Raw genomic sequence first — 21,749 nt, 5'->3', positions numbered from 1 at the left:
TGCTACTCCTATGAATCAAAGATTCCTAGGATATATACAAAATTTCTTTTATGTGACACAAATTTCTTTTTGGGTGTTTTCGACTCCATCACGCCCGAACATCTAGCGCCCGGCGAGCGCAGACGGTAGCGTAGAAGCATGACTGACGCGAACGCACAGGGCACCGCCGCCCACACCCAGCCCACTTCTGACAGCTCCGATCGAACGGCACCGAACCGACCCGCCGCAACAACCCGCCACTACGACGCACCCGACGCTGATTGCGTGCGCGGTAGCGAGTACTCCGAGATCCTTGCCCTCGAAACCGAGCAGCGTAAGCGTGCCGCTGAGCACCGCCGCAAGCGCGGGCACACGCATCCCGAGCAGGAACGTAGCCACGGCGAGCGCCAGGGACATGGAAAGGGTCACCACCTCGACGAAGACAGCGGGCTGGCGCATATTCGCCGCGACCTCGCCGAATCCGTTGCCACCCGCGCGGACTCCCTGACCGCAATTCTCAAGGCGATTCACGCGCATCCTGAGACCGCCTACGAGGAGTACTTCGCCTCCCGCACGCTCGTTAATGCGGTCCGCGAGGCCCACCCGAACCTCAGTATCGAGTACCCCGCCTTCGGTCTGGATACCGCGTTCAAGATGGAGCTCACCAGCGCCGACTACGACCCCGCCAAGCATCGCACCATCGCGATTCTCTCCGAATATGACGCGCTGCCGGGCATCGGTCACGGCTGCGGCCACAACGTCATTGCGGTATCCGGGCTGGGCGCTTTCCTTGCTTTGGCAGATGCGCTCGCCACCGGCCCCGAGGCGTTCAGCGGCAGGGTTCTCTACTACGGCACGCCCGCCGAAGAATCTGAAGCCGGTAAGGAGCTGATGGCGCGCGCCGGCGCGTTCGAGCGGGTGGATGCCGCCATTATGGTGCACCCCTACTTTATCGATGTGGCTGATCAGGCGTGGTTGGGTCGCCGTGAATGTCGCGTGACCTACACGGGCGTGAGCGCGCATGCTTCCTCGCACCCGTTTATGGGTCGTAACGCCCTGGACGCGGCGAACCTGGCGTATCAGGGTTTGGGTTTGTTGCGTCAGCAGATTCCCGGTTCTGACCGTATTCACGCGATTATTGACCACGGTGGGGACGCCCCGAACCTGATTCCTGCCTCCGCGAGCCTGCACATTAATATCCGTTCTAAGCACGCGCCGACTTTGCGTGCGCTGTCGCGACGGGTTGAGGAGGTGCTGCGCGGTGCGGCGCTCATGGCTGGTGTGAGTGCGGAGGTGACGTGGGATTCTTCGCCGATGACCATGCCAGTGCGCACGAACCGTCCGCTGTTGAAGCGTTGGGTTTCGGCTCAGCGTTCGGTGGGTCGCCACCCGTACCCGCCTGGCACGGTCAGTGACACCCTGGCGGCTTCTACTGATTTCGGTAATGTGAGCCTGCGCGTGCCCGGTATTCACCCGCTGATTCAGATTGCGCCCGAAGGTACCGGTATGCACACGGTGGAGTTCGCGCACTGTGCGGACACTCCGGCGGCGGTTGATGCTGCCCTGGATGCGTCGTTCGGTTTGGCTTCTGTGGCTTTGGATTTCCTGATTGACGACGAGTTGGCGGATGCGGTTCGTGCCGATTTTGAGGCTTCCGGCGGTGCCGTGGATGTTGAGGGCTACTTTAGCGACATGTGAGCTTGCTCAAAAGGTCAGAACGTCATTATTTGGTTTTATGAGTGAAAAACACCCCTTATAGCCCATAAAGTCACCAGCACCCATCGAAAAAAGCAAAATAATCCAACACAAAACGCAAAATCTGCGGCATAATAGAAAGTAACGGAGCGAGCCCACCGGGAAGAACGCCCACGCTCAGGAAATTCACCCCCGAGGCACACACCCGCTTCCACATAAACCCCGCGAGAATCCTCTCGCACCACACGGATAACTCTCACGAAAGAGGGCATACAGCAATGAACGGTGTCAACAACCCCACCAAGCTCGGCGTCATCGGTGCAGGCGGCGTCGGTAGCGCAACCGCATACGCAGCTATGGTCCGCGGCTCCGCAGACGAAATCGTCCTGTACGACATCGACGGCAAGCGCGCACACGCTGAAGCACTGGACATCGCACACGGCGCAATGTTCGCACACGAAGCAACCGTAACCGGTGGCGACGACATCGAACTGCTGCGCGACTGCGACATGGTCATCATCACCGCTGGTGCTCGCCAGAAGCCCGGCCAGCCCCGCCTCGAACTGGCAGGCGCAAACGTCGCAATCCTCGAGAAGCTGCTGCCGAACATCCTGTCCGTAGCACCCAACGCAATCATCATGCTCGTCACCAACCCCTGTGACGTTCTCACCGTTGTGGCTCAGAAGATCACCGGCCTGCCCGCAAACCGCGTGCTGTCCTCCGGTACCGTTCTGGACTCCTCCCGCCTGCGTTGGCTGATTGCTAACAAGGCTGGCGTCTCCATCAAGAGCGTTCACGCAAACGTTGTTGGTGAGCACGGCGACTCCGAGTTCCCCGTCTGGTCCGCAGCAAACATCGGCATGGTTCCCCTGACCGAGTGGGAGCAGGACGGCAAGCCTGTCTTCACCGAAGAGGTCCGTGCAGAGCTCGCAACCGAAGCTATGCGCGCAGCATACAAGGTTATCGAGGGCAAGGGTTCCACCAACTACGCAATCGGTATCTCCGGTGCACGTATCGCTGAGGCATTCCTCGGCGGCCAGAACGCGGTGTTGCCCGTCTCCACCACCATTGCAGGCGAGCTGTACGGCTTCAAGGACGTTGCACTGTCCCTGCCCACTATCGTGAACCGTGAGGGCATCCAGCGCGTGCTCGAGGTCCCCATGAACGAGGCTGAGCTGGCACAGCTGAAGGCATCCGCTGAGGCAATCCGCGCAGCCGCAGCTTCCCTCGGCTTCTAAAAACCCGGCTTCTAATTCTCTCGGGCTCAACCCGTAAGAAGCAAACATTCAGTAGGCGCAGCGTAGAGCTGAGCTAACCGACAGAAGAACCCGCCGCACCCGGCACCTGCTCCCTTGAGGAGTGGGGGATTCGGGGACGGCGGGTTCGCTGTGTCTGTAAGGTCTTTTATGCGGGGCTTGATGCGCCGCGTGCTGCTTCGCGTGACCAACCTGGCTTTACCGCTCTGACTTTGTGGCTCTCTTCGCCGCCCCGAATATAACTGCCGGTTGACCTGTCACGCCCGTTCATAGTTCCGCATTTAAACCGCTGTATGACCGCCCGGCGCACACCACAGGCGCGTAGGTAGTAGAATAATGGCATGAGCATTGATCCTCGCACCGAACTCACCCGCCTCCTTGACGCGCTGGAGGCGCACCTGACCGCCGTCGTAAACCGAACCGGCGAGCACGACCCCGCCGTCGATGAGGCGTACGTAGAAATCGCCAACGCCTTCGAAGCCTACGAAGATTCCCTCTTCGAAGCCTACAACGAGGTCACCCCCTTGAGTGTCTACGGTGACGAAGACGAGGACGACCTCGACGAACTGCTCGATGACGAAGAAGATGAAGACGACGACGATATCGAGTACGAGGACTAAATAGCGCCTCGCCCATACGTTACGGACCGACCCCTGACCGGTACCCCCTAAGCGGGGTAACGAGGCAGGGGTCGAGCCATACCTGCCCACCCGATACCCACCGAGCATGCACCGAGAACGGAGACACCCGTGAGCGAACCCCGCACCTGGCGCGATGCCGCCCTCATCCTCCGCACCCAAAAACTCGGCGAAACCGACCGCATCATCATCATGCTCACCCGCGATAACGGAATCACCCACGCCGTCGCCAAAGCCGTACGCAAACCCACCTCCAAATTCGGCGGGCGACTCGAACCGTTCATGCACACCGACCTGTCCTTCAGCCGCGGTCGTACTAATCTGCACACCATTACCCAGGCGGTAACCCTGCACGCCTACACCGCACCGATTATGGCTAACTACGATGCGTACACGTGCGCCTCCACCATCGCCGAACTGGCAGAAGCACTCACCAAAGACACCGATAGCACCTCCGATATTTACACTCTCACCCATGGGGCGCTTGCCGCGCTCGCGCATGGGCAGCATGTGCCGCAGAGGATTCTGACCCGCTATCTGGCGCGCAGCATGAACGCCGCCGGCTGGCCGCTCATCGGTGAGAACTGCACTCGATGCGGCAACCCGCTTGTCAGCACCGATAGCCGGGGCGATAACGGGGCAGACAGTAGCACCCCCGTCGCTACAAGCGGAAGCGGCAGGTACATTGCCTTCCACACCGCCCACACCTACGGGCACCACACGGTTCTCTGCCCCCAATGCGCACCCGCCACCGACACGCCCCTAACCGGTCTGCATGCCGAAGAGCTCGGCTATGCGCTCGCTACCGCATCGGCGGATCCGCGCGCCTGGGCAACTATTGACGCAGCACCGGTACCGGTCGCCTCCAAAATTCTGGGACTCTACCTGAAAACCACCCAAAACCTGCTCGAACACCCCCTGAAAACGGCGAGCGCCCTCGAAGCAGAAATTCCTGCCTCGTAAAAGATGCACGCCGGCGCGTCAAACATGGGCCAACCAGGACGCAAAATAACCCCCGAAGCACCCACCCATGCGCGCTGTGTCACGGTAAAATAGCTAACAGCACGCCAGCGTTTATTTCTGGCGTATATCTAGGCAAACGACCCCGGGGGAGAACCCCGCCAGGGAAGAAAGGCACACATGGCACGCACCCAGCCCGTACCCCCGCCCGCGCACCCCACCGGGGCAACCCCTCCGCCGATTCCGAAGAAGTTCATTCCGCAGCACGTCGCCGTCGTGATGGATGGTAACGGACGCTGGGCGAACGAACGCGGCCTGCCCCGCACCGAGGGTCACCGCGCCGGTGAGGCTGCACTGCTGGACGTTGTCGCGGGCGCTATCGAAATGGGCATCCCGTACGTGACCGCCTACGCGTTCTCCACCGAAAACTGGAAGCGCTCACCCAGCGAAGTGGCGTTCATTATGCGTTTCTCCACCGAGGTGCTGCAGCGCCAGCTGGCGACCCTCAAGACCTGGGGTGTGCGCATCCGCTGGGCTGGCCGCCGACCCAAGCTGTGGAAGAACGTCATCGAAGAGCTCGAACACTGCGAGCGTGAAACCATCGACAACACTGTCTGCACTCTCACCATGTGCGTGAACTACGGCGGCCGCGCAGAAATCGCCGACGCGGCGGCCGCTATCGCGGCGGACGCTGTGGCGGGCAAGCTCAAGCCCGGCAACATTACCGAAAAGACCATCCAGAAGTACCTGGATGAGCCTGACCTGCCGGACGTTGACCTGTTCCTGCGTTCCTCCGGCGAGCAGCGCATCTCGAACTTTTTGCTCTGGCAGAGCGCCTACGCCGAGATGGTCTTCATGAACGTGCTCTGGCCCGACGTTGACCGCCGCACCCTCTGGGAAGCTGTCGAAGAGTACGCGCGCCGCGACCGCCGCTACGGTGGCGCTGTCGATGCCGTCGCCAACGACAAGTAGCCCCTGGCATACAGACCCGGCACGCTAAGGCTCATAGCCCCATAAACCACCCACACCCTCCAACACTAGGGAGAACAAATGCGCATCTACCCGACCTTCTTCAACATCTTCTTCAAGGGCATGGACCCCGAGAAGGCACACCACGTCGGCTTCTGGGGCGTTCAGACCCTGCGCAACGTCGGCATCACCCGCGCGCTGCGCAAGTACTTCCAGCCCGCCCCCGAACTGGCAACCACCGTCATGGGCATTACTTTCCCCTCGCCGTTCGGCCTGGCTGCAGGCTTCGACAAGGGCGGTAAGGGCATTGCCGCGCTGGCTGGTATTGGCTTCGGCCACGTCGAGATCGGCACCATCACCGGTCAGGCGCAGCCCGGCAACCCGCAGCCGCGCCTCTTCCGCCTCGTGGAAGATAAGGCGGTCATCAACCGCATGGGCTTCAACAACGACGGTGCCGCAGCGGCAGGCCCGCGCGTTGCCGCCGCCCGCGCAGACCTCGAAACCGAATACCGCGGCGCCGTACGCCCGGTTATCGGCGTGAACATCGGCAAGACCAAGGTCGTTGAGCTCGAGAACGCTATCGAGGACTACCTGATCTCTACCCGCACCCTGGCACCGCAGGCAGACTACCTGGTCGTCAACGTCTCCTCCCCGAACACTCCGGGTCTGCGCACCCTGCAGGCTATCGAGTCGCTGCGCCCGCTGCTGGCTGCCGTGCGTGAAGAGGCAGACCGCGTATGCCCCAACCGCCACGTACCGCTGACTGTGAAGATTGCGCCGGACCTGGTCGATGAGGACGTTATCGAGGTGGCAGCCCTGGCTAAGGAACTGAAGCTGGACGGCATCATCGCCACGAACACCACCATCGCCCGCGATGGCCTGGGTCTGACCAGCGACATGACCAAGGTCAAGGAAATCGGTGCCGGCGGCCTCTCCGGTGCGCCGCTGAAGCCCCGCTCCCTTGAGGTGCTGCGCCTGCTCAAGCGTGAAATTAGCGACGACCTCGCCATCATCTCCGTTGGCGGCGTGACCACCGCTGAGGATGTGCAGGAGCGCCTGGACGCTGGCGCTGACCTGGTGCAGGGCTACACCGCGTTCCTGTATGAGGGTCCGCTCTGGGCGGCACACATTAACCGTGGCCTGGTGAAGCTGCGCCGCGCTCGCCGCTAGAAGATTTGCAGGCGGGAGCGTTATGCTCCCCGGCGCGCTGACTTGGCGTGTTGACTCTGCGTGCTGAAAGGGGGCACCGTTCTCTACCCGTTGGGGGTGGAGGCGGTGCCCCTTTTTTGTGTGCCCTCTATTCCGCCGAAAAGCCACATGTGGCTTCTGAGCATGCATAGTTATTTGACGTATAAAGCATTGAATTGTTCGAATAGTGACGATTCGTTGCTATTACACTCATTGCAAAGCAAACGACTGTAAAGATGCGGTAGGGTTTTATATGTAGCGTCCCGTGGTGCATTGTTGCGCCTGCTGGGTACGTTGCGCGGCTGGGTTCTTCCGGCGGTCAAGTAACGACCATTTTTACCAGCCTGACAAGTGCATACACACCATCACCGACGATAGGAGCGCACCCTCATGGAGCCTCGTACCTTCCTTTACCACACCCAAATTCCTCGCCGTACCCTGTTGGGTAGCGGCGCACTTGTGGGCCTGGGGGCCCTGCTTGCGGCGTGTGGCCAGCAGGCTAATAACGAGGCGGCAGCCACCGCATCCGCAGCGCCGAGCGAAACGGCTTCGGCTTCTGAGTCACCTTCGGCTAGTGCTACTCCGTTTACTGTTCGAGGCTACTCGGGCGGTTCCAAGGTGCCGGATGGGGAGTATCGCCCTGCGGACGGTAAGGGTCCTGCTCAGAATGTGCCGAAGCCTAACGCTCCTGAAGAGGGCTACCGCGAGAAGTCTATTGAAGGTATCCGTAAGACGATGGACGCTTGGGTTAAATGGACTAATTATGGAATTCAGGTAGGCGATTTTACGGAATCCCGAAAGTATATTTCCAATGATTTTACGGAGGAGCTGGAAGGGTATAAGAGTTTTGAAGATTTGTATAAGCGGGCGGGTGGATTATTGATGGCATAGATAACTACACCGCTCATACAAAGCCATGGACGGAAGATGGGGAAACCTATTTTTGGAAGGCATATCGCGAGTGGAATTATATAACTCTTGTGGAGCCTACTGGCGAGTGGCACAGAGATGTCAATATCCAGAAAGATAACGATACATGGAAATTTGAGTTTAAGTACTCCGATTCTTCCTGGAAGATTGTTGGCTGCGAACAGGTAGATGGATAATGCGCTGAGAATTAGTGCATTTCAAAATTCTAGAGTTTTGTATTTTGAGGATAGGAATTTCTGTGTCTTCTTTTGTTCTTAATCGCCGCGTGTTGTTGGGCGGCATTACGTTGTTTGGTGTATCCGGTCTGCTTGCGGCGTGTGGTCAGCAGGCTAATAACGAGGTGGCAGCCACAACTTCCGCTGCGTCGAGCGAGACCGCTTCTGCGTCTGCGGCGGCATCGGAGTCACCTTCGGCGAGCGCTACTCCGTCTACTGTTCGCGGCTATTCGGGCGGCTCCAAGGCGCCCGACGGCGAGTACCGCCCTGCGGATTCGAAGGGGCCCGCCCAGAACGTTCCGAAGCCTGCGGCACCTGAGGAGGGCTACCGCGAGAAGTCGATTTCTGGTTTGGAAAAGACCATTCGAGCATGGATCCTGCATGAAAATTATTCAATTCAAACTGGAGACTACGAAGAAACCATCAAATTTTTGAGTCCATCCTTTACATCAGAGATTGATTTCTATAAAAAGATTTCTTCCCTGTATCAACGAGGTGGCTGGGTTGTAGCTGGAACCCATAATTTTATTGCTAACGGTGCACCGTGGTCCGAGGATGGTGAAACCTATATTTGGCGCGCATACCGACAGTGGACTTACGCAATGTATGTTGAGCCTGACGGCAGCTGGGAAAACCATGAAAATAGTGAAGATACCAATAATATGTGGGATTTTAAGTTGCGTCATAATGGCGAGCGCTGGCTCATTGAAGCAACAACCAAAGTAAAGCCCTCGTAATCTTTCCGCAAGATAGACCGCACCCGCCCGGAGGGTAGGAACAATGACGGGTTCCCAGTGCGCGCTCGCGCATAATGGAGATAAGTGGGAGATCATGCACTACAACGATGTGGAGGACTGACCATGAACCCCAACATGCTGAACCGCCGCTCAATACTGACCGGAGGCACCCTCATCAGCCTCAGCACCCTACTCGCCGCCTGCGTGCCGCACGACATCACAACTGCAGGAGACGGATCCACCGCCTCCGGCACCTCTGCCACCAGCAGCAGCTCAGGCAGTAGCGCCGGCAACAACGCAAGTAACGGCGAATACCGCAAAGCAGACGCCAAAGGCCCCGCCCAAAACGTCCCCAAACCCAACGCCCCCGAAAACGGATACCGCGCAAAGACCCCGGAGGGCATCCTCAAAACCATGGACGCCTGGAACCAATGGGTCAACTACGGCGTCCAAACCGGCGACTACAGCAAAGCCCGCGAATTCCTCTCCTCATCAAACGACGGAGAACTCAAAATCTACCGGGAAATAGAAGCGCTCTACCAGCGCGGCGGATGGGTCATCGACGGCATTCAACACTTCGAACCCGCCGGTATACCCAGGACCGACGACCATCAAACCTACTACCTGGAAACCAACCACGAATGGGACAAACAAACCGAGGTAGAACCCGACGGCCGCCAAGAAACCTGGAGCAGCGACAAGGAAGAAGAAATCTACACATTCGCCCTCGAACACCGCGACGGCAGGTGGCAGATCCTCTACTCCCGAATCGAAGCCTAACCGTACCGGCGTCTAACCTCGATACATTCACCCAGAAGCCACATGTGTTTCGCGTAAGAACATAAAAATAGGGGAGAGGCCTGAACCTTCAGGACCTCTCCCCAAGCACCTATAAGGCGCAAACGACTTAGCGCGGGTACTCGCCGTACTTCACCATCGGAACCGGGCGGCGCATACGACGAATCATCATCATACGGTTAAACGCATACATGCCAGAACCGCGCTGAACCTCACCGAACTTAGCAATCAGCTTCTTCTTCAGGCTGCGCCACAAAATGAAGTAGTCAACAACCCACAGGATCATCAGCGCATACATTGCGTACACGGAACCGTAATAAATCGGCGCCGCCGCAGAAGACGTACCAGACACACCCTGAGCAATCCAGCCACCAATGAGCAGAACCAGCAGCACAGCCAGCATGAAATCGCCAAGGTTACGGCGCGCATCCACATAATCACGGATATAACGGCGCTGCGCACCACGGTCCACGGCGGGCAGGTAACGCTGATCGCCACCCATCAACGCATCATTCTGACGCTCACGAGCCTTCGCCATCGCCTCACGTTCACGAGCCTTTGCCTCCTTACGGTCATTAACAACCAGAGGCTGACGACGAGCCGCCTGCTGCTCCTTACGCGAAGGAGTAGGACGGCCCTTCTTCGGGGTGAACTTCGGATTAACCGGAGCCTGAGGCTCCTCTACAACCTGCGGCTGAACAGCTTCCGCTTCAGCCTTCTCTTTCTTACGACCAAACACCCTCCCATCATACCCGAACGGCACACACCAAACCCGCCCCCACAAGCCCACACCAGTAACTGAAACAACCCTAACCACCCGGCGGTTAGGGCCAAGGCAGGGTCAAGGTGGGGGTAAGGTAGAAACATGACTACTGAATTCACCCACCACAGCGCCCTCAGCGCCGCCGTCACCAAAAACTTCGAAGCAACCCTGCAGACCCTCACCGAGCTCGTCGCCATTCCCTCCATCGCCTGGGAATCGCACGACCTCACCCAGGTAGACCGTAGCGCCGAGGCAGTCGCCGCGCTCGCAACCAAGGCAGGCTTCGACAACGTACGCATCGAACGCGCCACCTACACCACCGCCGACGGCACCGAAAAGCAGGGCATGCCCGCCGTCATCGCCTCCCGCCCCGCCGCAGAAGGCTACCCGACCATCCTGCTCTACGCCCACCACGACGTACAGCCCGCCGGCGACCTCGACCTGTGGGACACCGACCCCTTCGTCGCAACCCGCAAGGGCGACCGCCTCTACGGACGCGGCGCAGCAGACGACAAGGCAGGCATCCTCGTGCACCTCGCCGCGCTCGCAGCCCTCAACGAAACTCTCGGCGAGGACTTCAAGCTCGGCGTGAAGCTCTTCATCGAAGGCGAAGAGGAGGCAGGCTCGCCCTCCTTCGTCTCCTTCCTCAACACCTACCGTGAGGAACTGTCCGCCGACTACATTGTCGTCGCAGACTCCGCCAACTGGCGCGCCGGCGTACCCGCACTGACCACCAGCCTGCGCGGCGTCGCATCCGGCGACATCGAGGTGCGCGTCGGCAACCACGCCATCCACTCCGGTATGTTCGGCGGCCCCATGCTCGACGCACACACCCTCATGGCACAGCTCATCGCCACCCTGCACGACGCCACCGGCGCCGTAGCCGTCGAAGGCCTGCACCGCGCCCCCGAACCCGAACTCGAATACGCCGAAGCAGACTTCCGCAACGACTCCGGCATCCTCGACACCGTACCCCTGGCAGGCACCGGTAGCGTCGCCTCCCGCCTGTGGACCCAGCCAGCAATCTCCGTCATCGGCATGGACATCCCCTCCATCGCAACCTCCTCCAACACCCTCGCCGTCGTATCCCGCGCACGCATCAGCACCCGCCTAGCACCCGGCGACAACCCCGAAAACGCACACCGCGCACTCGCCGAACACATCAAGGCACACGCACCCCACGGCGCACAGGCGAACTACACCGCCGTTGACTCCGGCATGCCCTTCGCCACCGAAGTCGACGCAGACGGCGCACAGACCGCCCTCGACGCAATGCGCGCCGCATGGGACGTCGAACCCGTACAGACCGGCATGGGCGGCTCCATCCCGTTCATCTCCGACCTGAAAGACGTCTTCCCGCAGGCACAGATCCTCGTCACCGGCGTAGAAGACCCCGACACCCGCGCACACAGCGCCAACGAGTCCCTCTACATCCCGGACTTCAAGAACGCAATCCTCGCGGAGGCGCTGCTGCTCAGCGCACTCGGCGCTCGCTAGAAACATCCACAAAAAGTGGGGGAGAAGGGTCACAAACCCCAACCCCCACTTTTTCGGTATCCTAGAAGCAGAATTACATGTCAAGCCCCCACACCAAAACTCACGCCCCCGGCGAACTATGCACACCCTAGGTTGTACATCAAACACCCGGGCGCGTATCGTGAAGGCTAAAACGCCCACACGCACCCACACGCGGCGCACACGGGCAACCAACCAAACAAAAGGACAACACCAATGAGTGAAACCACCACCGAACTGCCGACCCACGGCGTCAACCTCACCGAAGTAGCACAGACCAAGGTCCGCACCCTCCTCGAACAGGAAGGCCGCACCGACCTGCGCCTACGCATCGCCGTCCAGCCTGGCGGCTGCTCCGGCCTCATCTACCAGCTCTACTTCGACGAGCGCGTCCTCGACGGCGACGCAGTCCGCAACTTCGATGGCGTAGAAGTCATCGTCGACAAGATGAGCGCACCCTACCTCGAAGGCTCCACCATCGACTTCGAAGACACCATCGAAAAGCAGGGCTTCTCCATCGACAACCCCAACGCAGCAGGCTCCTGCGCATGCGGTGACTCCTTCCACTAAACCGAAGGCACCCACCACGCGCCACTAAAGCGCAACACACCTAACAAACCCCCGTCTCGCATACTGCACCCAACCATGCAGATACGCGGCGGGGGTTTTACACTTAACACATGACTACGCACGAAATCACCTGGAAATACATCCTCAACCAGCTCGTCAAACACCAAAACCTCACCGACACCGAAGTCGCCTGGGCAATGGACCAAATCATGACCGGTCAAACCGAACAGCCGATCCTCGCATCCTTCCTCACCGCCCTCCACTCCAAAGGCGAAACCCCCGAAGAACTCGGCGCACTCGCAGCCGGCATGATCGCCAAAGCCGAAACCGTCGACATCGACCCCCACGCCGTAGACATCGTCGGCACCGGCGGCGACCAGCAAAACACCGTCAACATCTCCACCATGGCAGCCCTCGTCATCGCAGGCACCGGCGCCACCGTCGTCAAACACGGCAACCGCGCCTCCACCTCCAAATCCGGCTCCGCAGACGTCCTCGAAGCCCTCGGAATCCGCCTCGACATGCCCATTCCCGCAGTCGCCGAATGCGCTCGCGAGACTGGCATCACGTTCCTGTTTGCGATGACTTTCCACCCGGCAATGCGCCACGTGGGCCCGACCCGCCGCCTGCTGGGCATTCCGACCGCGTTCAACTACCTGGGCCCCATGACAAACCCGGCTCGCGTGAAGTCCTCGGCTATCGGCGTTGCTAACCCGGTCATGGCTGAGAAGATGGCTCACGTCTTCGCGGAGCGCGGCGATCACGCCCTGATTTTCCGCGGTGATGACGGTCTGGACGAGCTGACCATCGCCACCACGAGCCGCCTGTGGGAGGCTGTAGACGGCGAACTGACCGAGTACCGCTTTGACCCGACCGAGTACGGTCTGCAGAACGCGCCGCTGGAGCAGTTGCGTGGCGGCGACGCCGAGTACAACGCGGGCGTTTTCCGTGCAATTTTGGCGGGGGAGGGCGAGGCCCCGAAGAGCCCGCTACGCGCTATTCACGACGCTGTGGTGATGAACGCAGCCGCAGGCCTGGTGGCGTACCGCCCGACCAACGGCGAAAGCTTTGAAACCCGGTTCACTCAGGCTTTGGCTGATGCGCGCGAATCCATTGCGTCCGGTGCAGCGGAGCGTGTGCTCAACGCATGGGTAGAGTTCAGCGAAAAGCACGCAGAATAAAGAAGCCCCAAAATAAAGAAGCGCAGTAGCTGATGACAGGCACCCGAGATAGGCGCACCGAACGGTGTGAGCTCGTCTCGGGTGTTTGTCGTTTAACTGGAGGCGTTGAGGAGCCCGAAGGTTCGGGGCATGTGAGCGTGCGGCTGAGCGCCGAGGAAGACGCGAGGCGCACGGAGCGCAGAATAGCGGATGGAACAGTGTACTCGCACTGCAAGGAGCGCACAGGTTTGATTCGTGCCAGCCTGAGCGTAGAAAGCACGGGTGAGCAGCCGGTGGGGTAGTGAAAAATAGGTCTACTTTACATAATGTATATTATCGGCTTTTTAGGGAGGTCTAGAATGAACCCAAGATTCCCCATATCTAAATAAAGTCTTAACAGTTCATGTATTAACCTCACTCGGTCACCAGAACCGTCGCCAGTACTCAATCCACCTGAAATAATGGATATACCCCGCATCACGAAGGTGTCGTCGCCTCGTGTGCAGATCCAACGTCAACCACGCCGGTTGATGTACATCAAAGGAGAAAACTCGTGGATTGGCTCTTTGAGACACCCTGGACGCTCTGGGTTGCACTCGCTCTCGTTTTCGCCGTCATAGAAATGCTCAGCCTCGACCTGTTCTTTCTCATGCTGGCGATCAGCGCAGGCGTCACCGCAGCAATATCGCCCTTCGTGGATAACATGCTGATTCGAACCGTTATTTTCGTGGTGATCTGCCTAATTTTGGTTCTTGGTCTGCGCCCGCCGCTGCTGAAGAAACTCAATAAAACAGCCACCGGAGCTGTCACTAATGCTGAAGCACTTATTGGTGCTGAGGTGCGCATCACTCAAGATGTGACTAGTGAAACCGGTTTGGTGGTACTAGCTGGCGACACCTGGACGGCACGCACCGCCTCCGGAACGCTCGTTGCAGGATCACACGCGAGGGTACGAGCCATTGAGGGTGCTACCGCAATCGTAGAGCCTCTCCCCCACAACTAAGAGCAACAACTAAGACCCATCTGAATACCGGCTCTAGAAGCAGGTTCAGATACCCTAAAACACACCATATAACTCACCGATAAGGAGAAACAATGCCTATCAGCCTTATTCTGACGGTCCTACTCATCCTCTTCGTGCTGACGATGCTCGCAAAGACCGTGCGCGTCATCCCGCAGGGACGAGCCGGCATCGTCGAACGACTGGGTAAGTTCCACGCCGTCCTCAACCCCGGCCTGCACATCGTCATCCCCGTAGTTGACCGCGTGCTGCCCCTCATCGACCTGCGTGAACAGGTCGTTTCCTTCCCCTCGCAGTCAGTGATTACCGAAGATAACCTCGTGGTCGGTATCGACACCGTCGTGTACTTCCAGGTCACCGACCCGCGCTCGGCAACCTACGAAATCACCAACTACATTCGCGCCGTGGACGAGCTGACCAGCGCAACCCTGCGTAACGTCGTCGGTGGCCTGAACCTGGAGCAGACCCTCACCTCCCGCGACCAGATCAACGCTGAACTGCGAGGCGTACTCGACTCCACCACCGGCCGCTGGGGCCTGCGCGTCTCCCGCGTGGACATCAAGGAAATCCAGCCCCCGGTATCCATCCAGGACTCCATGGAGAAGCAGATGCGTGCAGAGCGTGACCGTCGCGCCGCAATCCTCACCGCAGAAGGCCAGAAGCAGTCCGACATTCTGACCGCAGAAGGTGAATCCCGCGCCGCAATCCTGCGTGCAGAGGGTGAAAAGCAGGCGCAAATCCTTCGTGCAGAAGGTGACGCACAATCTGCAATCCTGCGCGCAAACGGTGAAGCCGAAGCCGTGCAGAAGGTCTTCGCAGCAATCCACGAATCCAACCCCAGCCAGCAGCTGCTCACCTACCAGTACCTGCAGACCCTGCCCAAGCTCGCCGAAGGCGACGCCAACAAGCTCTGGTTCATCCCGACCGAACTCGGCGATGCACTGCGCGGCCTGGGCAACGCATTCGGCACCCTGCCCGCATCCGACCTGGCAGACGCACCGAAGAAGCCCGCAGCACAGGCACCCAAGAGCGCACCGCAGGCACCCGGAAGCTACGGCATCAACGGCTAAACGCGAAATCTAACGCATAAAAAGGCGTGAATCACCAAAAATCACGCCGAATAAACACCACCACGCTGGGCGGGTGGAGACTATTACCGATATAATGGATGTTTTGTAAACGTTCGAGGGAATAGTTCTCCCCCGCCCAACGTTATGCCTAAAGCGCCAAAGAGCGCACCCGACGACACTGGAGGAAAAATGAGCGATCGTAGCCTGCGCGGTATGCGCCTGGGTTCCCAGTCGATGGAAACCGAATCGAACGTACAGCCCGCGCCCCGCCAGCGCGTCGAATACCGTACCGCAGACGGTGACCGCGTTTTCGTGACCTTCGCGGCAGAAGCAGAAATCCCCTCGGTATGGACCGCAAAGTCCGGCAAGGAAGCATACCTCGTCAACGGCGACTCCACCGCAGACGCCGAAGAAGAGAAGCCCGCACGTACCCACTGGGATATGCTCATGGAACGCCGCAGCATCGAAGAGCTGGAAAAGACTCTGGAAGACCGCCTAGAATACTACCGCAAGCACTACGCGCTCTAAAAGCGCCGTAGAGGCGCCGTAGAAACGCTGTAGAAGCCCGCGCTGTAAGAAGGGCCCGCTAAGCACCACTCGTGCTCTTAGCGGGCTTCTTGTTTTGGCGCTGGTTCCGTCGGTACATGAGCCAGGAAAGAGCGCTACAGACAGCATAAAAAGACCGGGGCGGATACGTTATGTATCCGCCCCGGTCTTTCGTTTAAAGCTCAGGCGCGAGAAGCGTCTGCGCAAAAAGCTACCGGGCTTACTTGCCCAGAGCCTTCTTCAGCTTCTGAATGCGGTTAGCCATACCCCAGCGAGTCACCTTAGACATGGAGTCAAAGATAATGTTGCCGTCCATCTTCGAAGCGCCAATCTCACGCTCAACGAAGGTAATCGGAACCTCAACAATCTTCAGGCCAGCCTGCTCAGAACGCCACGCCAGATCAACCTGGAACACGTAGCCCTTCGAGTCGATGCCCTCAAGGTTCAGGCGCTGCAGAGCGTCACGACGGTACGCACGGAAACCAGCGGTAATGTCCTTAATGGAGGTGCCCAGAATCAGGCGGGTGTACAGGTTAGCGCCGCGCGAGAGAACCTGGCGGTGAGCCGGCCAGTTCTTGGTCTTGCCACCGGGAACGTAACGCGAACCAATAGCCAGGTCAGCGCCCGCCTCCACAGCACGAACCAGAGAAGGAAGCTGCTCAGGCTGGTGCGAGCAGTCAGCGTCCATCTCAATCAGAACGTCGTAGCCTGCCTCAAGGCCCCAATCGAAGCCAGCGAGGTATGCGCCGCCCAGGCCGTCCTTAACGGTGCGGTGCAGAACGTGAATCTGGGAATCCTTAGCCGACAGCTCATCAGCAATCTGACCGGTACCGTCGGGGCTGTTATCATCCACCACGAGAATGTCCACCTCGGGAGCTGCCTTGCGAAGACGCTCTACCACGATGGGCAGGTTCTCCTTCTCGTTATACGTCGGGATGACAGTTAGAACGCGCATATTACTCCCTCACAGGTGTATATAAAACAGGCAGTGTAGGTATCCAGTATACCGGGTAAATATTTGAGCAACTGAACCATTGGCGGCCTCCACTGCTCCTAAACCGCCTAAAAAGGTGTTGACAAGCTAAAAAATTAGTTACTTTCAGTGTAAATAGATTCCAGGACGGGCAGAGTCGAATCCTCCTCCAGCGCCGGAAGCAACGGAATGCGAGCGCGGGGGTCGGTGCTCCACGATGCTACGCGGGAGTCGGGTGCTTGGACCATGAGGGCTTCGACGCGCCATTGTGCTACGTATGCGGGGGTGTCGGGGGTGAGTTGGCCGGTGAAGGGGTTGTCTTCGTGTGCGAGGCGGTATACGCCGCGAGTGAGGGCGGCGAAGGCGCTGCGTGCGGAGATGCCGTGTTCGTCGTTGACGAGTTCGCGGATGAGGGACCAGGCGCCGGGTGCGTAGAGTTGGGTGTCGGATCCGAGGGCGATGGAGGTGCCGGTTGCGTTCGCGCGGCGTGCTACGGAGGCTACGGTTTCGCGTGCTTCTCCCCCGGCGTGTGCGAGGAGTGCCTGGACGGTGTCGTTGGCTTCTTCGTCTTCTTCGGGTTCGCAGACGCTCAGGCCCAGGTTGATGCGTGCTTCTGCCAGTTTGGTGAGGTATTCGTCGGTGATGGGGTCTTGCGGGGTGCTGATTGCCGCGTCGAGGCGGATGGGCAGCCAGGGGCGGTTTTCGCGTACGGCGAGTGCGGCATCGGCTGCGGTGGTGAAGCCGGTGGATGCGTCGATGGAGAGCAGGAGTGCGGCGTCTTCGGCTACCTGTGCTGCTGCGGGGGCTTCGGTGGGTGCGACGAAGATGCCGACCAGCTGCAGGCCCTTGACGGCGCGTTTGCCTTCGGTGAGGGGGCGTAGTGCCTTGATGGCGCTGATCAATTCATCGGTTTCTACGCCGGTGGCGTTGAGGATGAGGCGGATGTCGGGTGTGCCATGTTCGGCGGTGTAGTAGCTGAGTGCGGAGACGAGGTCGGGTACGTCTTCCATGCCGGCGAGGAGGGTGTGGGTGTGGTAGCCGGCTGCGCGGTATGCCTGCAGGTAGTCGAGGATTTCGGGTGCTTCTTTGCCTGCTACCGGTGCCAGTGCGCGCGCAAAGGCGGGGGTTAGCAGGGCGCCTTCGAGTTCGGTGATGGTGGCTGATTCGTCGGCAATTGAACGCGCGCCTGAATCGGAACCAACCCAGCGGACCGCACCGTCCTCGACCAGCATTGCGGTTGCGTACGGGTCGACCGGGCTGTACACGCTACCATCTACAAAAATACGGGTAGACATTAGAATCCTTTCACCTTTGAGGCGCGCCGAGGCGCATGAGGGCGGGCACTTCAATTGTGCTCGCGTAGCTGAGCTGAGCATCTTATTTGAGTATAGAAGCACCCCCGCTACCTGCGGTAGTTCGTTCGTCCTTAGATGACGTGCCCACGATGAGGCGGGATGAGGCGGAACGATACACAAGTGGCGGGGGTGGTAGCCCGAACCGGTCGGGCATGGTGTTGCACTATATACGGTGTCGCACTAAGGCGCGGGTTAGACGTCCAGTGCGACCACGCCGCGGCGGACCGCCTCAATCGCCTCTTCACAGCGGGCGCGAATGACCGGGTCCAGCGAGCGGATGTGCGCAATCTGGTCCAGGGCGTCCAGTACCTGCTTTGCCCAGCGCACGAAGTCGCCGGCGGCAAGGCCGGTGTCCTCGATTGCCTTTGCGAGGTGCGCACCGTTCGCCCACGCGTACATGGGTTCGACCAGGCCGAAGTCGCATGCCGGGGTCGGGTTGACCTTGAACTGTTCCTCGGCTGCGTTCAGGTCGGCGAGGCGCTGCGTAATCGTCGCGATGGGTGCGCGCAGGGACGGGTGCGGGTAGTGAGCCAGGTATTCCACCGCGTCGCGCTTGCCCTGGTAGGTCAGCGCGGCAACGGTTGCCGCGATGGCGGCGGGTTCCAGTCCGTCGAGGAAGTGCGCGTCCAGGCACAGGGCGGTCAGTAGGTCACGCTCGCCGTAGATGCGGCGTAGAGCCTGTCCGCCGGTGGTTAGCGATAGTTCGTTATCCTCGGTGCGTTCGACGTAGCCGTAGCTTTCCAGCAGACGCGCAATGCGGTTGAAGACCTGCGCGATCGTGTTGGTGCGGCGGGCAATCTGACGGCGCAACCCTTCCGTCTCGGAGTTGAGCTTCTGCCAGCGCTCAGCCCAACGCATGTGGTTTGCACGGTCGGAGCAGCCGTGGCACGGGTGGTTACGCAGCTGAGCCTGCAGAGCCTCCAGCTGTGCGTCAATGCTGTTCTGACGAGCAGGGATGTTCTGCTGTGCGAGCGCACGCGGGGCGCGGCCGTCGTAGAGTGCCTGGCGCATGCGGCTTGCCGTGTCGCGGCGTTCCTTGGGGGTTTTGAGGCTTAGGCGCTTGGGGATTTTGATGCGTGAGACCGGTTCGACGGCGCCTTCGAAATCGCGGGTTGAGGCGGTGCGCTGGTGCGCGTCCTCGGTGACGATGCCGATGCGCGGGTCGGCGTGCGAGTCGGAGCGGGTGATGACGACTGCGTAGCCGCGGGAGCGGCCGTGCGGAATGTAGATGATGTCGCCGGGTAGTAGCTGCTGGATGCTGTGGTGTGCCTGCGCGCGGGCGTGGCGTTCGTTGCTCTTGGACGCTTTCTTTTCCAGTTCGGCGATGTGGCGGCTGAGCTGGACGTATTCGGTGAAGTCGCCCAGGTGGCATGCCATTGCTTCGCGGTAGCCTTCTAGGGCGCTTTCGTTTTTGCGTACGCGGGAGGCGACGCCGACGACCGATTTGTCTGCTTGGAACTGTGCGAAGGAGGATTCCAGGATTTTGCGGGTGCGTTCGGCGCCGTAGGAGGCGATGAGGTTTGCCGCCATGTTGTAGGTGGGGCGGAATGAGGAGTTCAGCGGGTAGGTGCGGGTTGAGGCGAGGGTTGCCACGTGTTCTGGGGACATGCCGGGGCGCCACATGACGACGGCGTGGCCTTCGATGTCGATGCCGCGGCGGCCTGCGCGTCCGGTTAGCTGGGTGTACTCGCCGGGGGTGATGTCCACGTGGGATTCGCCGTTGTACTTGGTGAGCTTTTCCAGGATGACGGTGCGGGCGGGCATGTTGATGCCCAGTGCGAGGGTTTCGGTGGCGAAGACCAGCTTGATGAGGCCCTGGGCGAAGAGGGTTTCGACGACCTCCTTGAATAGGGGTAGTAGGCCGGCGTGGTGCGCGGCGATACCGCGAATCAGGCCGTCACGCCATTCGTAGTAGCCGAGGGTGTTCAGGTCGCGGGTGTCCAGGTGAGCGGTCGCTTCCGCAATGTAGGCGCGGATGGTCTGCTGCTGTTCGGGGGTGGTCAGCGTAATATCGGCGGATACGCAGTGGCTGACCGCGCCGTCGCAACCGGCACGGGAGAAGATAAAGCAGATTGCGGGCAGCAGGCCCTGTTTGTCGAGGGCGCGCACCATCTCCGGGCGGGTAATGCGCTGCGGGCGCAGAGGCTTCTGCTCACCGCGCGCATCAAAGTCCCGGTCGTTACTGAAACGATCGTTGCTGAAACGGTCACGACGGTTCGAGCGGCCGCGCTCGCCGCTGCTGAACGTCTCATTGAGCCAGCCTTCACGGCGGTGACGGAAACGTTCACGCTTGCCGCCGTAGCGTCCACGGCCCGGGCTCGAACGGAAGCCGGGGCGTAGCGCCTTCAGCTGCGGGTTCAGGCGCAGACCGGCAAGCAGAGGGTTGGCGCCCGCCTCCACGGTTGCGCCGCGATGCTTAGCCTTCTGTGCCTTCTTCGCCTGCTTGCGGGAGAGCTTCTCCTCCGGCTCCTGGTTCTTGCCCTGGGTGTGGTTTTTGCCCTGCGCGGAGTTGTCTTCGGGTACGAACAGGTCCACCACGCGGTGACCGACCATCATGTGCTGCCACAGCGGCACCGGGCGGTGCTCCGAAACAATAATGTCCGTGCCGCCGCGCACCGTATCCAGCCACGCGCCGAACTCCTCAACGTTCGACACCGTAGCCGACAGGGAAATGACGTTCACATGCTCGGGAAGGTGAATAATCGCCTCTTCCCACACTGCGCCACGGAAACGGTCCGCCAGGTAGTGCACCTCATCCATCACCACGTAGCCCAGGCCGGTCAGCGTGGTCGAGTTAGCGTAGAGCATGTTGCGCAGCACCTCGGTGGTCATCACGACCACGGGTGCTTCCGTGTTAATGCTCGTATCGCCGGTCAGCAGACCCACGTAATCCTCACCGTACGCGCGCACGAAGTCGTGGTACTTCTGGTTGCTCAGCGCCTTAATGGGGGTCGTGTAGAACGCCTTCATGCCGCGGCGCAGCGCCAGGTAAATACCGAACTCGCCCACAATGGTCTTACCCGCACCCGTAGGCGCGGCAACCAGGACGGAACGGTCCGCCTCCACGGCGGCACACGCCTGACGCTGAAAATCATCCAGCGGAAAATCCAGGGACGCTTCAAAAGCCCCCAGGGCGGTCTTCGCGTAGGCGGCGCGTTCTCGGGATGCGGCGTAGGCGGCAGCGTAGTCGGTGCGCTCCGCCGGGGTCTGTGCGTTAGAAGCGTTAGAAGTGTGTGCGTCGGACTGTGCGTGGTGCTTGCTCATAGTATGTCCAGTGTAACGGTTCGCCCGCCGCGAGCCTCCAGAAAGCATCCTGCACGGGCACTAATCCGGTATGGGCGAACAGCGAGCGCATCCGGCGCGGTATAACGCTCCCTGTGAATCTCGCTATGGAGGTGCCGTGCGAGCCGA

At 60.1% G+C, this 21,749-nt stretch carries 19 protein-coding genes; 15 read left to right on the top strand and 4 right to left on the bottom strand.

Going from position 1 to position 21,749, the window contains the following annotated elements; genetic code table 11:
- Window positions 1-138: 138 nt before the first annotated feature.
- The 9 genes from LPB405_RS00355 to LPB405_RS00315 all read left to right on the top strand — a co-directional run bounded on the left by LPB405_RS00355 (window position 139) and on the right by LPB405_RS00315 (window position 9,347).
- A complete protein-coding gene (locus tag LPB405_RS00355; RefSeq protein WP_219101455.1) occupies window positions 139-1,677 on the top strand; it encodes an amidohydrolase in 1,539 nt (512 codons plus the stop codon).
- Between the two features lie 275 nt (window positions 1,678-1,952).
- Window positions 1,953-2,912: an L-lactate dehydrogenase gene (locus tag LPB405_RS00350; protein WP_219101453.1), complete on the top strand. Its 960-nt coding sequence runs from the start codon at window positions 1,953-1,955 to the stop codon at window positions 2,910-2,912.
- A gap of 359 nt (window positions 2,913-3,271) precedes the next feature.
- Window positions 3,272-3,550: a hypothetical protein gene (locus tag LPB405_RS00345; protein WP_060824801.1), complete on the top strand. Its 279-nt coding sequence runs from the start codon at window positions 3,272-3,274 to the stop codon at window positions 3,548-3,550.
- A gap of 129 nt (window positions 3,551-3,679) precedes the next feature.
- A complete protein-coding gene (recO, locus tag LPB405_RS00340) occupies window positions 3,680-4,531 on the top strand; it encodes a DNA repair protein RecO (protein ID WP_219101451.1) in 852 nt (283 codons plus the stop codon).
- Between the two features lie 177 nt (window positions 4,532-4,708).
- On the top strand, window positions 4,709-5,500 hold the full coding sequence (locus LPB405_RS00335) for an isoprenyl transferase (RefSeq protein ID WP_219101449.1): 792 nt from the start codon (window positions 4,709-4,711) through the stop codon (window positions 5,498-5,500).
- 78 nt (window positions 5,501-5,578) lie between these two features.
- On the top strand, window positions 5,579-6,667 hold the full coding sequence (locus LPB405_RS00330; RefSeq protein ID WP_219101447.1) for a quinone-dependent dihydroorotate dehydrogenase: 1,089 nt from the start codon (window positions 5,579-5,581) through the stop codon (window positions 6,665-6,667).
- A gap of 408 nt (window positions 6,668-7,075) precedes the next feature.
- Window positions 7,076-7,576: a DUF6318 family protein gene (locus LPB405_RS00325; protein ID WP_257604927.1), complete on the top strand. Its 501-nt coding sequence runs from the start codon at window positions 7,076-7,078 to the stop codon at window positions 7,574-7,576.
- A 277-nt stretch (window positions 7,577-7,853) separates the two neighbouring features.
- Complete coding sequence (locus tag LPB405_RS00320) at window positions 7,854-8,567, top strand: DUF6318 family protein (RefSeq protein WP_219101445.1); 714 nt, start codon at window positions 7,854-7,856, stop codon at window positions 8,565-8,567.
- Window positions 8,568-8,651: 84 nt separating this feature from the next.
- On the top strand, window positions 8,652-9,347 hold the full coding sequence (locus tag LPB405_RS00315) for a DUF6318 family protein (protein ID WP_257604926.1): 696 nt from the start codon (window positions 8,652-8,654) through the stop codon (window positions 9,345-9,347).
- A 127-nt stretch (window positions 9,348-9,474) separates the two neighbouring features.
- On the opposite strand, the gene LPB405_RS00310 is transcribed toward LPB405_RS00315, so the two are convergent.
- Entirely contained in the window at window positions 9,475-10,104 is a 630-nt protein-coding gene (locus LPB405_RS00310; RefSeq protein WP_219101443.1) for a DUF3043 domain-containing protein, read from the bottom strand.
- 126 nt (window positions 10,105-10,230) lie between these two features.
- Between LPB405_RS00310 and LPB405_RS00305 the strand changes: the two genes are divergently transcribed.
- From LPB405_RS00305 to LPB405_RS00280, 6 genes are all read left to right on the top strand, one after another.
- Window positions 10,231-11,625: a M20/M25/M40 family metallo-hydrolase gene (locus LPB405_RS00305; RefSeq protein ID WP_219101441.1), complete on the top strand. Its 1,395-nt coding sequence runs from the start codon at window positions 10,231-10,233 to the stop codon at window positions 11,623-11,625.
- A 234-nt stretch (window positions 11,626-11,859) separates the two neighbouring features.
- Complete coding sequence (locus LPB405_RS00300) at window positions 11,860-12,213, top strand: HesB/IscA family protein (protein WP_049358261.1); 354 nt, start codon at window positions 11,860-11,862, stop codon at window positions 12,211-12,213.
- Window positions 12,214-12,323: 110 nt separating this feature from the next.
- Window positions 12,324-13,394, top strand: a complete 1,071-nt coding sequence (gene trpD, locus LPB405_RS00295; RefSeq protein ID WP_219101439.1) for an anthranilate phosphoribosyltransferase — start codon at window positions 12,324-12,326, stop codon at window positions 13,392-13,394.
- Window positions 13,395-13,926: 532 nt separating this feature from the next.
- A complete protein-coding gene (locus LPB405_RS00290; RefSeq protein ID WP_219101435.1) occupies window positions 13,927-14,376 on the top strand; it encodes an NfeD family protein in 450 nt (149 codons plus the stop codon).
- Between the two features lie 92 nt (window positions 14,377-14,468).
- On the top strand, window positions 14,469-15,464 hold the full coding sequence (locus LPB405_RS00285) for an SPFH domain-containing protein (RefSeq protein WP_070634063.1): 996 nt from the start codon (window positions 14,469-14,471) through the stop codon (window positions 15,462-15,464).
- A 189-nt stretch (window positions 15,465-15,653) separates the two neighbouring features.
- Complete coding sequence (locus LPB405_RS00280) at window positions 15,654-15,992, top strand: RNA polymerase-binding protein RbpA (protein ID WP_005506034.1); 339 nt, start codon at window positions 15,654-15,656, stop codon at window positions 15,990-15,992.
- A 238-nt stretch (window positions 15,993-16,230) separates the two neighbouring features.
- Here LPB405_RS00280 and LPB405_RS00275 read toward each other — a convergent pair whose 3' ends face one another.
- From LPB405_RS00275 to LPB405_RS00265, 3 genes are all read right to left on the bottom strand, one after another.
- A complete protein-coding gene (locus tag LPB405_RS00275) occupies window positions 16,231-16,965 on the bottom strand; it encodes a polyprenol monophosphomannose synthase (protein WP_219101433.1) in 735 nt (244 codons plus the stop codon).
- Window positions 16,966-17,099: 134 nt separating this feature from the next.
- Window positions 17,100-18,278, bottom strand: coding sequence for an amidohydrolase (locus LPB405_RS00270; RefSeq protein WP_219101431.1), 1,179 nt, complete (start codon window positions 18,276-18,278; stop codon window positions 17,100-17,102).
- Window positions 18,279-18,530: 252 nt separating this feature from the next.
- Window positions 18,531-21,602, bottom strand: a complete 3,072-nt coding sequence (locus LPB405_RS00265) for a DEAD/DEAH box helicase (protein WP_219101429.1) — start codon at window positions 21,600-21,602, stop codon at window positions 18,531-18,533.
- Between the last annotated feature and the right edge of the window lie 147 nt (window positions 21,603-21,749).

Origin of the sequence: Rothia mucilaginosa, from assembly GCF_019334805.1 — a bacterium.
GTDB classification, from domain to species: domain Bacteria; phylum Actinomycetota; class Actinomycetes; order Actinomycetales; family Micrococcaceae; genus Rothia; species Rothia mucilaginosa_C.
The sequence above is the reverse complement of the archived record's forward strand: the minus strand, read 5'-3'. Positions and strand labels throughout refer to the sequence as shown.

What these genes read in the sequence shown, in the direction of transcription:
- LPB405_RS00355 (WP_219101455.1), top strand. Translation starts at nt 139, where the DNA reads ATGACTGACGCGAACGCACAGGGCACCGCCGCCCACACCCAGCCCACT.
- LPB405_RS00350 (WP_219101453.1), top strand. Translation starts at nt 1,953, where the DNA reads ATGAACGGTGTCAACAACCCCACCAAGCTCGGCGTCATCGGTGCAGGC.
- LPB405_RS00345 (WP_060824801.1), top strand. Translation starts at nt 3,272, where the DNA reads ATGAGCATTGATCCTCGCACCGAACTCACCCGCCTCCTTGACGCGCTG.
- LPB405_RS00335 (WP_219101449.1), top strand. Translation starts at nt 4,709, where the DNA reads ATGGCACGCACCCAGCCCGTACCCCCGCCCGCGCACCCCACCGGGGCA.
- LPB405_RS00330 (WP_219101447.1), top strand. Translation starts at nt 5,579, where the DNA reads ATGCGCATCTACCCGACCTTCTTCAACATCTTCTTCAAGGGCATGGAC.
- LPB405_RS00325 (WP_257604927.1), top strand. Translation starts at nt 7,076, where the DNA reads ATGGAGCCTCGTACCTTCCTTTACCACACCCAAATTCCTCGCCGTACC.
- LPB405_RS00305 (WP_219101441.1), top strand. Translation starts at nt 10,231, where the DNA reads ATGACTACTGAATTCACCCACCACAGCGCCCTCAGCGCCGCCGTCACC.
- LPB405_RS00300 (WP_049358261.1), top strand. Translation starts at nt 11,860, where the DNA reads ATGAGTGAAACCACCACCGAACTGCCGACCCACGGCGTCAACCTCACC.
- trpD (WP_219101439.1), top strand. Translation starts at nt 12,324, where the DNA reads ATGACTACGCACGAAATCACCTGGAAATACATCCTCAACCAGCTCGTC.
- LPB405_RS00285 (WP_070634063.1), top strand. Translation starts at nt 14,469, where the DNA reads ATGCCTATCAGCCTTATTCTGACGGTCCTACTCATCCTCTTCGTGCTG.
- LPB405_RS00280 (WP_005506034.1), top strand. Translation starts at nt 15,654, where the DNA reads ATGAGCGATCGTAGCCTGCGCGGTATGCGCCTGGGTTCCCAGTCGATG.
- LPB405_RS00275 (WP_219101433.1), bottom strand. Translation starts at nt 16,965, where the DNA reads ATGCGCGTTCTAACTGTCATCCCGACGTATAACGAGAAGGAGAACCTG.
- LPB405_RS00270 (WP_219101431.1), bottom strand. Translation starts at nt 18,278, where the DNA reads ATGTCTACCCGTATTTTTGTAGATGGTAGCGTGTACAGCCCGGTCGAC.
- LPB405_RS00265 (WP_219101429.1), bottom strand. Translation starts at nt 21,602, where the DNA reads ATGAGCAAGCACCACGCACAGTCCGACGCACACACTTCTAACGCTTCT.